The following is a 14589-nucleotide window of genomic DNA, read 5'->3' as shown; positions in this document are numbered from 1 at the left end:
CGTTGTCTTCGCCCTACCCGACCGCCGCAGCGATCCGGTGATCAGCCGAAGCAGGTCGGGACAGGCGGCGAGCTGGGTGTGCAGTTGGTGGGTCGGTTGCCGCTGATGACGGACTTCTGGTCAACGGTCACCTGGCCGCCGTCGTTGAAGATCCCGCCGGGTGCCAGGGTGGAGATGTTGTCCGTGACCTTGGTTTCGGTGAGGTTGAGCGTGGCGTTGTTGTAGATGCCGCCGGCCTGCGAACTCGACCCCACGGCCTTGTTCCGGTCGACGTGGGTGCGGCGCAGGTTGACCGTGCCGCTGCCGTTGTAGATGCCGCCGCCGTGCTCGATGCCGCTGTTCGTGCTGGCGGTGTTCTCGCTGATCCAGCTGTCGTCGGCCGTGAACTGGCCGATCTGGTTGAAGACACCGCCGCCGCGTTGGCCGGCCTCGTTGTGGTGGATCTTGCTGTGCTCGAGGTGGAAGGTGCCGTCGGTGAAGATTCCGCCGCCCTCGCTGCTGGCCCTGTTGTCGTTGACCTCGGTGTTCCTCACCTCGGTGGTGGAGCTGAGCCCGCCGCGGATACCACCGCCGCGGAAGCTCGCGGTGTTGTGGTCCACCTTGACGTTGTCGAGGACGGCCGACCGGCTGTTCGACAACCCGCCACCCGCGCCACCCAGCGGCAGGGTGATGAAGGTCCCGATGGTGTTGTTGTAACTCAGCCGGGTGTTCTCCACGGTGAGGTTGCCGTTGTTGTGGATGCCCCCGCCGTCGAACACTGCGCTGTTGTTGCTGATGTTGCTGCCGCCGTCCTTCTTCGCCTTGTCCTTGTCCTTGTTCTTGTCGTCCCAGTCCTTGCCGTGGTCGCTCCGGCCGAGGATCTTCGCGACGCCGAAGTTGGCGATACCGCCACCCAGGCCGTTGGTCTGGTTGTAGACCACGTCGGTGTTCTCGATGGTGGCCCTACCACCGATGTCGATGCGGATGCCACCGCCGCCCTGGCCGACCCCACCGTCGGCCTGGCCGCCCTTGATGGTGACGTCGCGCAGCGTCAGATCTCCGCCGGATCCCACCTCGAGGATCCGAAACGGCGTGGCGTTGGCCGCACGCACGATGGTCGACCCATTCCCGTCGATCGTGACCCGCTGGGTGATGATCGGCAGGCCGACGGCACCGAAGGGCACGGGTGGCTGGGGCGCTGACCGGGTCAGCGTGTAGGTGCACCTCTCGGCGAGCCGGAGTTTCGCCCCCTGGCCGGCGTTGCCGCGGACGATCGCCGCGATCAGCTCGTCCGCGTTGCAGGGCACGTTCCGGAAGTCGTCACCCCGGCCGTCGCCGTGGTCGCCGTCCTTCTTGCGGTCCCGCCCGTCGTCCTTCTTGTGGTCGCTGCCGTCGCGTCCGCCGGGATCCTGACCCCCGTTGTCGTTGCCGGTGCTCCGGCTGCCGTCGGCGAGGAGCCGCGTTCCGGCGTCCGACAGGCTGCTGCCGCTCTTTCCGATCGCGCTGCTCACCCCCGTCGGTGCGAGGGCGGCCAGGCCGGCCACTCCGGTCAGCCCGGCTACTCCGGCGACGAGCCAGCGTGCCCGCCGCCTCTTCGTCGGACGGGGCTGATCTGCCGCTACCTCGCTGATCTTCGGGTGTAGATACTTGGACATCAGCTACCTGGCCCTTCTCCGCACACCATGTCTCTGCACGTCACAATCGGTGCAGACAGCGACAAAAGGGTTGCCGCCTCCAAGGGGAACGTAGCCGAGCGTTCTTCGCATCAAACGGTCTTATGCGAAAAAAGCCTACATTCGGTGTAGGTGCTGTGACGATGGCACTGCCGCGTCCGTGCTTCTCGATCAAGGCCCTCTGGCGCACCCTGTTCTCGTCGCGCCGCCCTGCCCCGGCTCAGGCCGCGATGCCTTGCAGCGCCACGTGACCAGCCCGTCCCGGGCTCAGTGCCAACGTCAGTTCGTCGGACGCCTGTGCCTCATGCGCACCCTGGATTGAGCTAGCCGGGGAGCTGGCGCCCGACCCCGTGTCAGTCGGCGATTCTCGGGGCTTGAAGACATGCCCGATCACCGATATGGTCTCGATCGTCGCTCTACGGTCCCATCCGGGGTCGAGGCGTGAACTCCACGGGGGAGATCATGAAGGGTGCCAGTGCGCTTGTTGGCGTCGCTGTCCTGGTTGCTGTTGGCGGTGTAGTGGCGTTGAGCGCCACGAGTGGTTCCGCGGCGGAGCAGGCGGATACTCCGCCGTCCATCGTGGAGGATTATGCTTACCCGGGTGCTGAGGCGATTCTGGCCGAGCACGGGTTGAAGCTTTTCAAGGGTGACGGGCACATTGTGTTCGACTCGGCGCGTCCGTACAGCGGGTCGCAGTGCCCCGTCGGTCTGATCCAGGTGGAGAAGCACCTGGATGTCGAGCCCTATGGAATGTATTTCTGCTTCCGGACGATTGGGTCGAAGGGTCTGTTGACCCTGGAGATTCCTGGCACGTTCGGTGTGCGTGGTGGCAGTGAGACGATCCTGGTGAAGGCAAAGTTGCCGGACAACACGATTCTCCCCACCTATGAGGTGGCGCCGAACCAGCCGGTCGCGATCGAGCCGGGCGACGACGGCGAAACGCCGCAGGCCATCCTGGTCGAGCTTCGTAACGAGTAGGTCCGTCGAGGGGCCTCGGGGCCCTCCGGTACTTCTTTCGGCTCCGGTCCTGGGGTGACCCGGCCCTTTTTCCTGTCGCCGCGTCTGGTCGATGACACGTGTCCCATCGCGGTGCACGGACATGGGTTGCCTCGGCCTGTCCAAATTCATAGGGGTTGTGATGGGCTCTTCTTGGCCTGTGGTGATGATCACGAAAATTCGCAGGACCATCCGGGGCGGGTGGAAAGTTGTCGTCGCCAGTCTGGCGGTGATGATGGTTGTGCAGGTCGCCGGCTCCGGGATTCCCGCGTACGCCGAGATCGATGGCGATCTCACGATCATGGAGATGCGCGACGAGGCCGTCGTTGACCTGCTCGAGGGTGGGTCGTCGGTCAAGCGTGCTGCGGAAACCGCACTGCTCGGCTCCGATCAGGATGTCCGCTACTACTTCGAGACCGGGTATGACATCGCCCAACGGGCGGATGAGCGGGCTGCGGTTGAGACGTTGGCTGGGATGGATGGGCCGACGGTGCGGGCGGCGGCGTTGGCGACGTTGGGCAAGTCGCGTGAGGACATCTGGGCGTTTGCCAATGGTGGGTTTGAGTCGGCGTGGGATGCCGATGAGCGGTTGCGGGTGTACCGGATCTTGGAATCCGGTGGTGTGACGGTCAAGGGCGCCGCGCAGAGCGCTCTCGCTGGTGGTGCTGAGCAGATTGACGAGTTCCTCGCGTCGCAGCGTGAGGCGGCGGAGCACGTTGATGACCGGTTGGCCGCGACGCGGATGTTGGCCAATGCGCCGAACAACAGTGGTCGGATGTTGGATCTGGCGGCGCAGGCGGCGTTGCAGGGCACGGCGGAGGAGTTGAAGGAGTTCCTGCGGTGGGGTCAGTTCGTGGCTCGGGCGCGGGATGCGGAGTTGGCGTCGATTCGTAGTCTGACTGAGCAGGCGAAGCAGGCCAGTGAGACGACGGCGCGGGAGGCGTTGGCGGCGGAGGAGACCTCGACGCGGGCGGGTAACGCGGCGGAGGAGGCGAAGAAGGCGGCGCTGGCGGCGCAGGCTGAGGCGCGGGCTGCTGGTGGTGACGCGCGGAAGGCGTCGGCTGCGGCTGGTCGGGCGGCGGACGCGGCTGATGGTGCGGCTGAGGCGGCGCGGGACGCGGTGGTGGCGTCGAACGCGGCGATGCGGGCGGCGCAGGTCGCGGCTGATGCGTCGCGCAAGGCGACGACGGCGGCTGCGTTGACCGCGCAGGCGGCGTCGCGGGCGCAGAAGGCGGCGGCGGCTGCGCGGTTGAACGCCGGGGATGCGCGCCTCGCGCGGGAGGCGGCGGAGGCCGCGCGCGACGCGGCGGCGCGTGCCCAGGAATTGGCGCAGGTCAAGGCGGAGCGGGACCGTTCGTTGGCGAAGGCTTCGGCTGCGGCGGCGGCGGCGAAGTCGGCGTCCGGGAACGCGGCGGCTGCGGGTGTGGCCGCTGATGAGGCGGGTCGGCAGTCGGGTGTGTCGGCGCAGCAGGCTCAGCGGGCTCGGAACGCGGCGGCGCAGGCGCGGGGTGCGGCGGCGTCGGCGGATCGGGCGGCGGACCGGGCTGAGGCGTTGGCGCGGCAGGCGAAGGAGGCGTCGGACAAGGCGTTCGCGTTGGCGCAGTCGGCTGCGCAGCACGCGCAGACGGCGGTGACCCAGGCGTTGGCTGCCGCCGATGCTGCGGATCGTGCACAGTTCTCCGCCGCCGAGTCGGCCAAGCACGCTCTCGCAGCGGTAGACGCGGCGAACGTCGCGGTGAGCGCGGCCGAGCAGGCTGCCAGCGTCGAGGCGTTGGCGCGCACGGAGGACGAGGCCCGGCTGGCGGAGTGGACCGAGCAGGGAGTGCAGCAGGCTCAGGCGGCGTTGCAGGCCGAGCAGGAGTCGCTGGCCGCGGGCGGTGAACTCGCGGCGTGGAACCGTTCGCTGTTGTGGGACACCGCTGAGCAGGACCGGATCAACGCCGCCACGGCGACGCTGCTGACCGAGGCGAGTACCCCGGGCGCGGACGCCACCGTGGTGGTCGATCGGGGACGCCGGGCCGCGCTGGCACTCCTGAGCACTGGTGGTGAATGGACCCAGCGGGCTGCCCGCGACGCGCTCGCCGGTGACGAGGCCGAGATTCGGCTGTGGCTGTCCGGGGGGCGGCGCTCCGCGGCGGGGCAGGACGACCGGGCGCGGCTGTGGCGACTGGTGGACACGCTGCCCGACGGTGCGGAGAAGACCGCCGCGCAGACGGCGCTCACCGGTGACGACGCGACCGTCGAGGCCTTCCTGCGCACCCGTAACTACGCCGGCAAGGTCACCAAGGACCGGCAGGCGGCCTACCAGATTTTGCAGGCCGCGAGCACGGGTGTGAACCTCAAGGCCGCGACTGAACGTGCTCTGGCCGGGACCTCGGCGGAGTTGCACCAGTTCCTGCGCACCGGGCAACACACCGCGCGGTCGGCCGACGAGCGGCTCGAGGCCTACCGGGTGATGGGCAACGGCGGCCCGGAGGTGCAAGCCGCCGCGAAGGTCGCGCTGGCCGGTCCGGCGTCGCAGCTGTCGTACTTCCTGAGCACCGGGCAGTTCGACGCGATGCAGCGTGACCAGGAGCAGGCCGCGCACCTGAGCACGGTGAAGAAGCTCGTCGCCGAGGCGCAGCAGTACGCGCAGACCGCACTGGAGGACGCCGACCGCGCGGTGGAGGCAGCCAAACGGGCCCAGGGTTACGTCGACGAGGCCAACGCGGCCAAGGTGCGGGCGGACAAGGCAGCCCAGCAGGCGGTCACGTTCTCCAACCAGGCCGCGGCGTCCGCAGCCGACGCCAAACGCTCAGCCGACCAGGCGGCCGCGTCCGCGGTCACCGCCCGCACCGCCTCCAACCGGGCCCAGGCCAGCGCCAGCGCGGCCGCCCGCTCCGCAGCGACCGCGACCGCCGCCGCTGACCGCGCCCAAGCCGACGCCCAGGCCGCGTTCCAGGCCAAGCGCGACGCCCGAGCATCCGCCGAGGCCGCCGGGAAAGACGCCACCGCGGCCGCACAGGCAGCCCAGGAAGCCACCCTCATCTACCTCGAGCGCGTCAAAGCAGCCGAGCAGCAACGCCGCAGCACCGAACCGGGCAGCGGCCCGGACGGCAACGGCACCGCGATGGACAACCACAAAACGTGGGGCTGCCTGGCAATCGACCCGTCATCGTTGTCCCGGCAATGCGTGAGTGTCTTCACCGACTTCGCCAAAGCCCTCATGGACAAGGAGAAGTGCGCGACGCCGACGAACGTGCCCTCCACCGGGTGCGCCATGCTCGGCGACCTCAAACACCTCATCGGCGAGAACGCCGACGTCCTGATGGACATGCTCCAGTTCACCCTGATGGCCTGCGGACTCGTCCCCGGCGCCGGCGAAGCCTGCGACATCATCGACGCCGGCATCTCCTTCGGCCGCGGCGACTGGGTTGGCGGCCTCCTCAGCGGCTTCTCCGCAGCCCCGATCATCGGCACCCTCGGCACCGCCGGCAAAGCCTGGAAAAACTCCGACAAATTCCGCAACATCAAAAACCTCATTGAGAAACTCCGCAAGAACATCAGTTGCCCGGTCCCCGGATCGAAGGTAGCCGCGTCCGGCACCCGAGCGCTTCACAGCAGCGGAAGGCCCGCAGAGCAAGAACAGGCGGCGGTTTCTGAGAGCGCGGGAACGACCTCGTCCACGTACGATGGAACCCGCCAGCGCTATGTGTTGGCTGGTGACACGAGACGCCTGGCCCAAACCAGCGGGCCGATCCCCTGTGCGACGAGCATCGGCGAAGAGTTGAAGGGACTCACACCAGGGAAGCAAAAGTGGGTGCGCACCGTGCCGAACGAGGGCGAATTGCGAGCCCTCTACACCAGGTGGTCGCAGGGTGGCACGGATAACACGCCGCCTACCTACGACGGAGTGTCGGTTCGTTTGCCTGACGGAACGACTGTCGGGTTTCGTAACGGCTCTCTTTCTGGTGGAGCAACAATTGAAATTACGATTCCTGGGGTCGCCAGGGTCAAGAAGGTTCATATTGTCAAATCATAGGGTTGCCTACATCAAACGAGAGATCTTGATCAGTGGAACCGACGACTGGGTTAGCATCGCCGAGATAGCCGCTTTCGCACGGGAGGCGTTCTACGGCGACCGTATCCAAGCCGGTTTTCCTCAGGGCGGGCCTTCGACGACAGTCGTAGCTCTTGCGGCCGCTCGCGACGAGTGGCTTGCCCGAAGGGAACGTGAGGCGCTACCTCTTGGCGTGGAAGCGGTCAAGGAATTGCTTCGCGATGGTCTCGTCTGTGTTGGTGACGTATGGAACAGTCGATTTGTAGCATGGTCAGGGTCAGTCCAGGAACTGGAGTCGCGTATTGACTCAGTCGTGGAGACTGCAACCTACCCCGTTCTTCCGGGCGAGCTCTTTTGGGTTGAAAATACCGTTACCGGTCACCAAGAGGTGGCGCCAGAACTCGATGGAACGGAGTGACCGGCTCGGCATGTGCGGCCTCTCGAGCGGAACCAGCAGGGGGAATAGCGCCACCGGCGATGACGCCACCCCACTCGGCTCGGTCACCTGACGCAACACTTCAGTAGGGCAGAAGCCAAGCCCGGAGCCAGGTGGCTCCGGGCTTGGCGGGTGACGGAGTCAAGGGTCGAGGGAGATGGGCATCCCAGACGCCACCGCTCCGAACCGCTAGCCGATAGCCCGCCCGCGTCGAAGCCGAGCGCACCGCGCTGGTCGCGCCCGATAAGCGTGTGGCTCAGGTTTGTGACAACCGAGGTCCCAACCACGATCAGCCGCTGGTTAGAGGTCGATCACCGGGTCGACGGTCGTCGACACGACGAACGGCACGGCCTGCGGTAACGCCGATCGCGAGCTACGCGACCTGGTGCGCGGCGTCAAGCCCGACCAGATGGAGGCGCCGACCCCGTGCGGGGACTGGAACGCGCGGGCCCTGATCAACTACCTCCTTCAGGTCGGATGCGCGCTCAGCCTCGCCGGCCGGCAGCAGCCGGTCCCGGCGCAATCGCAGGGCTGCGAACTGGTTACGGCTGGGGTAGGGGCTAGCCGATTCGACGAGGAGGCCCGCGCCGCGACGAGCGCCTGGGCGAAGCCGGGCTCATGGCAAGCCCCTGTCACCACCATGGGTGATGTGTCGATGCCGACGACCATGTTCATCAGTGACCTGGCCATCCACCGCTGAGACCTGGCGGAGGCTGCCAGGCAGAGGCAGCGGTGCGACGACGACGTCGCCCAGGTGCCCCTCCAGGCCATGCGGGACATGGGCAAGCAGGGTCGTCAGATGCGTATCTTCGCCGCTCCACTGGCTACTTTCGACGGGGCATCGCCGTTCAGCCGGGCATTGGCTCTCAGCGGCCGTGACCTGCGGCGGGCAGACGCCGCCTGACGACCCTGCGGGTTGATGGGCCGCCGCCATCCGCGCCGGGATGCAGCGACGTCGAGCAGGTACCGACCAGGCCGGCTGGCCGCCAGGGTGATGACCGTCGAGGTCAGGCGGTCAGCCGCCGGTGCGCTCGCGCGGTGGTGCGTCGGGAAATTTGTCCTCGCCGTGTGGCCGTCCGGCGGGCCAGCCCGCCGGTCAACGCAGGTCAACGGGGGCCAGTCCCTGCCAACGCGGGTCGCCCCGTAGGTCGCTAGACTAACCACTCGCGCCCCCGTAGCTCAGGGGATAGAGCATCGGTTTCCTAAACCGTGTGTCGCAGGTTCGAATCCTGCCGGGGGCACCAGGCGAACGTAGATCATCTCCCTGATCTGGAACTTCGCGTGGCCTCACCGCTTCCGCAAGAAGCCGACATTCGTGATGATCACGATCCCGCCTGAAGTACTACGGTAAGGGGATGTCTGCGGATAAACCCCTTACCGTATGGGCGGGACGCGTGGCCGCGCTGCTGGGCATCGTGCTTGTCGCGCTCACCCTGCGCCAGACGGTTGCGGTGATGTCGCCGATCCTCGGTGACATCCGGGCGGACATCCCGATTTCGAACATCGGCGTCGGGCTGCTCGGCACATTGCCACCGATCCTGCTGGCGGTATCGGGGTTCGTCGCGCCGCGCGTCGCCCGCGGCCTCGGCCTCGGCGGTGGCATCGTGCTGGCGCTGCTGCTCATGACCCTCGGCCATCTCGTGCGCGCAGCCGCCCCGGGCTACGCGGTGCTGCTCGTCGGCAGTGTCGTCGCGCTCGCCGGCACGGGCATCGGCAATGTGCTGCTGCCGCCGATCGTGCGGCGCTACTTCCCCGACCGGATAGCGTTGCTGACCGCCATCTACGTCTGCATCCTGGGAGTGAGCACGGCCCTGCCCGCGGCGCTCGCCTCCCCGGTCGCCGAGCAGGTCGGATGGCGGTTCTCACTCGGCATATGGGCGGCGACCTCGGTGGTCGCGCTCGTTCCGTGGCTCGTCATCAGCACGCGGGAGCGCCGCCGACGACTTTCGGAGACCGACGCCGTCGAGTCCCCGCCCACCACCCTCGTCACGCGACTGTGGCGGTCACGCGTGGCCCTGTCGATCACCGTCGTTTTCTCGACCAGCACGATCCTTACCTACGCGTGTTTCGCGTGGCTGCCCGAGATCCTCGGCGACATCGCTGGCTCGACGCCGACCGAAGCCGGTGTGCTGCTCGCCGTCACCGGCATCATCAGCGCCCCCATCGCGCTCATCGCACCCCTGCTCGTCGCGCGGCTGCGCTCTGTCAGCTGGCTGATCGCCGCCGGTACCGCCAGCTTCGTGCTCGGCTACCTCGGCCTGCTGCTCGCGCCCGCGACACTCACACTGCTCTGGGTGCTGCTCATCGGCTCGGGCTCGATCCTGTTTCCAATCAGCCTCGTACTCATCAACGTACGCACCCGAACCCAGGGCGGCACCGTCGCGCTGAGCGGCTTCGCGCAGGGGATCGCGTACGCGCTCGGCGCGCTCGGTCCTCTGCTCGTCGGGCTGCTGCACGACGTGAGCGGCGGATGGACCCTGCCGCTGCTGTTTCTGCTCGCCGTCGCCCTCGTGGCGGCCATCCCGGCGATCACGCTGGTCAAGCCCGCCTTCGTCGAGGACGAGCTCGCCCGCTCCTACTCCAGCCGATGATCGTGATCACGGTTCGATGAGCGCCTCTTCGTCTTTTCCAAGCGCACCGATCAAAGGAGGCGGACAGCCGGCGCAACCCGTCGCCAGGCTGCTTCACGAGCCGACACCGATGTCACGGGTCTGCCTGCCGCCGACCGTCGGCCCTCCTGGGTGCCCTTCGTATCCCGGGTTATTGGCTGACCGGCTCTTGGGCTCGCCTGGACCGGCGCGTATGTTGCGACGGCCATCTTCGGTGAGGCCATGGCCTCACGGAATGTGTCTTCGAGGCTCTTACGCGCTACTCCATGCCTCTGCAGCAATACCTGTGACCTGCGGTTCTGCTTGCGCCCCTGGTAGGCAGGGCCTTGCGAGTTCGTTTCCTAAACCGTGTGTCGCAGGTTCGAATCCTGCCGGGGGCACCAGGTCACGGCCGTGATCAGTCAGGTCCCGATCATGCTGAGGTCCACGCAGTCGGCCAGGGCACTCATTCCAGCATCGGTGAGATGCAGGTTGTCGGTGTGCGCGTACGCCGGGAGCAGCTTCGACCCGTCCGCTGGGTCGCGGAGCGCTGCGTCGAAGTCGAAGACGCCGTCGAACGCCCCGCTGGTCCGGATCCAGGTGTTCACCTGCTGCCGCACGGCCTCGCGGGCGGCGGTGTGGGAACTGGCGCCGCCGAACGGGAGGATCGTGCCGCCGTAGACCGACACCCCGCGCGCGTGGGCTTTCGCGATCAGTTGCCGGTACCCCTCCTGCAGTTGCGCCGCCGTGACGTCGGCCATGAGGTCGTTGACGCCTTCGAGCAGGATGACGGACCGCACGCCGGGCAGGCCGAGCGCGTCGTGGTCGAACCGGTTGAGGGCGCTGCGGCCCCCGGCGGCCGGGGTGCGGTCGCGGAGCACCATGTTGCCCGCCATGCCTTTGTTGACCACGCCGAGCTTCGGCCCGCCCGGCTGGGCTGCGAGGCGTCGGGCCAGATAGTCCGGGTAGCGCCGGTTGCTGAGGTGGCTCGACGAGTAGCCGTCGGTGATCGAGTCACCGAAGGTCACGACGGTGCCCGTGGCGGTCGCGCTGGCGACGTCGAGGCCGCTGAGGAAGAACCAGGACCACCGTCGCGGCGTGGAGAAGTCGGCGCTGCTGTCGTCCGCTGCGTGGTTGCCGGCGACGGAGACGTAGGTGTCGGTCAGCGCGGCCGGGTGCACCGTCGACGGGCCGGTGGCGCCGGGCAGGTAGATGCTGATCAGCAGGTTCTGCCCGGACACCACCGTCATGTCGGCCGGGTCGCTGAGCCATTCCTCGCCGGCCGGGATCGTGACCGTGCCGGAGCCGCCGAACGTGACCCGGCGGTGGCTGCCGGTCTTGGCGACCCCGCCGATGCTCTGCTCGGCGAGGTCGACGTGACCGACGACCAGGGGTGTGGTGCCTCGCAGGTTGGAGACCCGTACGCGAGGCAGCCAGCCGCCGCTCGACGCATAGACGACGTGCCGGACCGTCTGGTTGCTGAAGGATTCGCCGGCGGCCTCCACGGCCGGTGCCCAGATGCCGACCCGGGCTCTGGGCGTGGGGCGCGTCGGGTCGTCCGTCGTCGGCGGCGTCGCGGCCGGCAGTGCGACCGCGACGATGAGTGCGAGAAGTGCGCGCATGTCAGCTGTTGTGGATCGCGACCCAGCCGAGACTCTGCCCCGTGGAGGAGAAGACCTCCATCTTGCGGACCACCGACCCGACCGACGCCGCCGTGACACTGTTGCCCACGCCGAGTCCGCCGCCGGCGATCACCTTGCCGCTCGTCTTCAGTGAGCCCTGCGCGGTGATCATCGCCGGACCCGACCGCTGCATGACGACCGTCTCCGCCGGCGCGGTGTACGGGATGGCACCCTCGACGGTGTTCCACGCCAGGGTGACGTCCGTCGAGATCAGCGTGGTGTCGTTCGGGTCGTTGTCCTTGACGAAGAGCGCCGGCATCGTCGGGTTCGCCTGCCGGACGTGGTTGCTGGACACGACGACCTTGCTGCACTTGAGGTTGACCGCGATCCCGGACGACGGCTTGGTGGCGCTGCCGTTGGCGACGCGGTTGCCCACCACCGTCGCGTCGGTCGTCGCGATCAGGTTGATCTGACCAAGGCAGTTGACCACCACGTTGCCGGTGATCGAGACGCCCATGGCCCGCCCGTGCACGCTCTTGCCCGGGTCGCCGAGCCCGTCGATCTCGATGCCCCGCAACTGGCATCCGGTCACCGTGTTGTCCGCGACGACGATGTTCGAGACCGCCTGGACGTAGACACCGCTCTGCCCGCACTCGGTGATGGTGTTGTTGGCGATCACCGTGCGGTCGGCGCCGGCCCAGACGCAGATGCCGTCGAAGTAGTCGGAGTTGCTGCCGTAGCCGGGGTGCACGCCACCGTAGCGGCGGGCCTCGTCGGTCGACGGCCAGTCCATCGCCACGTGGTTGTCGGTGATCCGGACGTCCTTGCCGTTGGACGAGATGCCGAACCGGGTGTCCTCGGTCGTGCAGTTGGTGATCAGGACGTCATCGGTGGTCCGAGGTACGTCGTCGAACACCACGATGCCGTTGACCCGGACGCTGTGGACCCGGACGCCGTCCACGACCATCTCGGTGGAGGAGGAGATGCGGACACCGTTGTACTGCTGGGATCGGTCGGTGTCGCGCAGGGTGAGCCCCACCAGCTTGACCCGCCGGCAGTCGCGGAACAGCAGCACGGCCTTCGGGGCCCCGACGACCGAGAGCGCTGCCCCGGTGAGGGCCAGGGTCGCGCCGTCGCCGGCGATGACGACGTCGGTGAGCCCCTGCGCCGTGAGCTGATCCCGCACCCGGAAGACCCGCCCGGCGGGGAAGTACACACTCTGCCTGCTGGTGGCGGCGGCGTTCAGCGTCGCCTGGATGGCCGGGGTGTCGTCGGTCGTCCCGTCGCCGACCGCGCCGTGGTCGAGGACCGAGATCCAGCCGACGCCGGTGTCCGCCGTCGCGCCGACCGGCGCGGCCTGGGCCGCCGCCTCGGTGGCCGCCAGGCCGCCGACCGCCACGGTCGAAACCAGACCGGCGCGCAGTGCGCTGCGCCTACTGACCATCTCCATCGAAGCCTCCCCCGCTGATGTTTCGGACGAGGAGAGACTACGCATGATCACCGATCTGCACTGACCCGTGCGCGGATCGTCAGCAAGGCCCCGCGAAGGGAGGAATCACCAGTGGTGGACCAGATTCAGGACCAGCGCCGCTACCACGGTGGAGAGGAACACCACCCCTCCCACGAGCTGGCGGGAACCCACCCGCAGGTGCGCGATGAGCGCGCCGAAGAAGTACAACACCAAGCCGGCTGCGGCGAGTGTCCCCAGTGGTGGCACGGCGAACCCGGCCAGCAGCCCCAGTGAACCGGCCGCCAACACAATGCCCAACCGTGGCATCCAGGACAGCGGCAGGCGCTTCATCTCCATCTGGGCCTTCGGGTAGCTGTGGCCGATCAGGTAGGTGACGGCCGCGATCCCGGTGAAGACCGAGGCGAGGATGGTGACCGTGACATAAGCGGCGTACATGTGCCCCCCTTGTGGTTGTTCTGCCTCAAGGACGGGCTGGCCCGACGGATTGTTACCGGTGACGCGGTGACCTGGCGCACAGACGGTGCCGCATCCGGAGGTTCAGGCCGTCGTCAGCTGCTCGGCTCGGCTGAGCACCTGGTCGATGAGGCCGTACTCGCGGGCCTGCTCGGCGGTGAACCAGCGGTCCCGATCCCAGTCACGCTGGATCTCGTTCAACGTTCGTCCACTGTGCTGGGCGGTCAACTCCTGCATCGTCCGCTTCACGTGCAGCATGTTCTCCGCCTGGATGGTGATGTCCGAGGCCGTTCCGCCCATTCCACCGGAGGGCTGGTGCATCATGATCCGCGAGTGCGGCAACGCGTACCGCTTGCCGGCCGCCCCCGCGCAGAGCAGGAACTGCCCCATCGAGCCGGCGAAGCCGAGCGCCAGGGTGGCCACGTCGTTGCGGACGTAGCGCATCGTGTCGTAGACCGCCATGCCCGCGCTGACCGACCCGCCCGGTGAGTTGATGTAGAGGTAGATGTCCGAGTTGGCGTCCTCGGCGGCGAGCAGCAGGATCTGCGCGCAGATCTGGTTGGCCGACTCCTCCGTCACCTCGGTGCCGAGGAAGACGATGCGCTCCCGCAGCAGCCGCTCGAACACCTGGTCACCAAAGGGCTGTGCGCCGTCCAGCATCCGTACGCCGTACTCGATCATGTGCCGCCGCCTTCCACCGTGCCGGCGGGCGATGGGACCGCCCGGGGGACCGGCGCCTTCAGCGTGCGCGCGGCGGTGGTGGCGGGCCCAGTGATTCTGCCGCCGGCAGATCCGCCGACGGCAGAACCCACGCGGCCTACGCGGCGGTCAGCCGCCGCGGGCCCAGCCGGGTCTGTGCGCTGTCAGCCAGGGCGGCGGTACGCGGACCGGGGCGCGAGCCACCAACGGAGGCTTTGCCGGCGACGCTGAGGGTCGGCTCGCTCGCCACCGGCGCGTGGTGCAGGACGAAGCCGCCGATACGTGGACTCACCAGCAGGGTGGCGTTGCCGATTTCGCGCCGAGTCGCATCGACCCGCTCCAGGTGGGTGAGCGCGGCGCGCGGCGCGGCCGGGAGGCGGGGCTCGACCCGGCGCATATCGTCGCGGGCCTCACCGAGCAGGTCGGCGAGGCTGATGCCGAGCGCTCGGCAGATCGCCGCCAGCACCTCCGACGAGGCCTCCTTCCGGCCCCGCTCGACCTCCGAGAGGTAGGGCACCGAGACGTCGGCCGACGCAGCCACCTCGCGCAACGTGCGGCCCTGACGCTGCCGGTGGCGGCGGAGCACTCCGCCGATGACTCGTCGCAGCAACGACATGCCGGCCTCACTTTCGC

11 protein-coding genes and 2 tRNA genes are annotated in these 14589 nt (G+C 68.2%); 7 read left to right on the top strand and 6 right to left on the bottom strand.

Annotation, left to right across the window (positions count from 1 at the left end; all coding sequences use genetic code 11):
• Positions 1-41: 41 nt before the first annotated feature.
• Positions 42-1634 (bottom strand): hypothetical protein, encoded by a 1593-nt coding sequence (locus LADH09A_RS18005; RefSeq protein ID WP_238646570.1) that lies wholly within the window; start codon positions 1632-1634, stop codon positions 42-44.
• Between the two features lie 459 nt (positions 1635-2093).
• Here LADH09A_RS18005 and LADH09A_RS18000 point away from each other — a divergent pair, with 459 nt between their 5' ends.
• From LADH09A_RS18000 to LADH09A_RS17965, 7 genes are all read left to right on the top strand, one after another.
• Entirely contained in the window at positions 2094-2630 is a 537-nt protein-coding gene (locus LADH09A_RS18000) for a hypothetical protein (RefSeq protein WP_238646568.1), read from the top strand.
• A 184-nt stretch (positions 2631-2814) separates the two neighbouring features.
• Entirely contained in the window at positions 2815-6669 is a 3855-nt protein-coding gene (locus LADH09A_RS17990) for an ALF repeat-containing protein (protein ID WP_274529692.1), read from the top strand.
• Between the two features lie 25 nt (positions 6670-6694).
• A complete protein-coding gene (locus LADH09A_RS17985) occupies positions 6695-7105 on the top strand; it encodes a hypothetical protein (RefSeq protein ID WP_238646566.1) in 411 nt (136 codons plus the stop codon).
• Positions 7106-7433: 328 nt separating this feature from the next.
• Positions 7434-7823: a maleylpyruvate isomerase N-terminal domain-containing protein gene (locus LADH09A_RS17980; RefSeq protein ID WP_308194609.1), complete on the top strand. Its 390-nt coding sequence runs from the start codon at positions 7434-7436 to the stop codon at positions 7821-7823.
• Between the two features lie 468 nt (positions 7824-8291).
• A tRNA-Arg gene (locus tag LADH09A_RS17975) sits at positions 8292-8367 on the top strand.
• A gap of 150 nt (positions 8368-8517) precedes the next feature.
• Positions 8518-9714: an MFS transporter gene (locus tag LADH09A_RS17970; RefSeq protein ID WP_238646563.1), complete on the top strand. Its 1197-nt coding sequence runs from the start codon at positions 8518-8520 to the stop codon at positions 9712-9714.
• 325 nt (positions 9715-10039) lie between these two features.
• Positions 10040-10115, top strand: a tRNA-Arg gene (locus LADH09A_RS17965).
• Positions 10116-10133: 18 nt separating this feature from the next.
• Here LADH09A_RS17965 and LADH09A_RS17960 read toward each other — a convergent pair.
• From LADH09A_RS17960 to LADH09A_RS31955, 5 genes are all read right to left on the bottom strand, one after another.
• Complete coding sequence (locus tag LADH09A_RS17960; RefSeq protein WP_238646561.1) at positions 10134-11333, bottom strand: SGNH/GDSL hydrolase family protein; 1200 nt, start codon at positions 11331-11333, stop codon at positions 10134-10136.
• Position 11334: 1 nt separating this feature from the next.
• The gene (locus tag LADH09A_RS17955; RefSeq protein ID WP_238646559.1) at positions 11335-12783 is read right to left on the bottom strand and encodes a right-handed parallel beta-helix repeat-containing protein; all 1449 of its coding nucleotides are present in this window, start codon (positions 12781-12783) and stop codon (positions 11335-11337) included.
• A gap of 105 nt (positions 12784-12888) precedes the next feature.
• The gene (locus tag LADH09A_RS17950) at positions 12889-13239 is read right to left on the bottom strand and encodes a DoxX family protein (RefSeq protein WP_238646557.1); all 351 of its coding nucleotides are present in this window, start codon (positions 13237-13239) and stop codon (positions 12889-12891) included.
• Positions 13240-13341: 102 nt separating this feature from the next.
• Positions 13342-13938 (bottom strand): ATP-dependent Clp protease proteolytic subunit, encoded by a 597-nt coding sequence (locus LADH09A_RS17945; protein WP_238646555.1) that lies wholly within the window; start codon positions 13936-13938, stop codon positions 13342-13344.
• Between the two features lie 136 nt (positions 13939-14074).
• Entirely contained in the window at positions 14075-14572 is a 498-nt protein-coding gene (locus tag LADH09A_RS31955) for a helix-turn-helix domain-containing protein (RefSeq protein ID WP_308194607.1), read from the bottom strand.
• Positions 14573-14589 lie beyond the last annotated feature (17 nt).

This window comes from Micromonospora cabrerizensis (assembly GCF_022230955.1).
GTDB classification, from domain to species: domain Bacteria; phylum Actinomycetota; class Actinomycetes; order Mycobacteriales; family Micromonosporaceae; genus Micromonospora; species Micromonospora cabrerizensis.
Note: the sequence above shows the minus strand (reverse complement) of the source record. Positions and strands in the feature narration are given on the sequence as shown.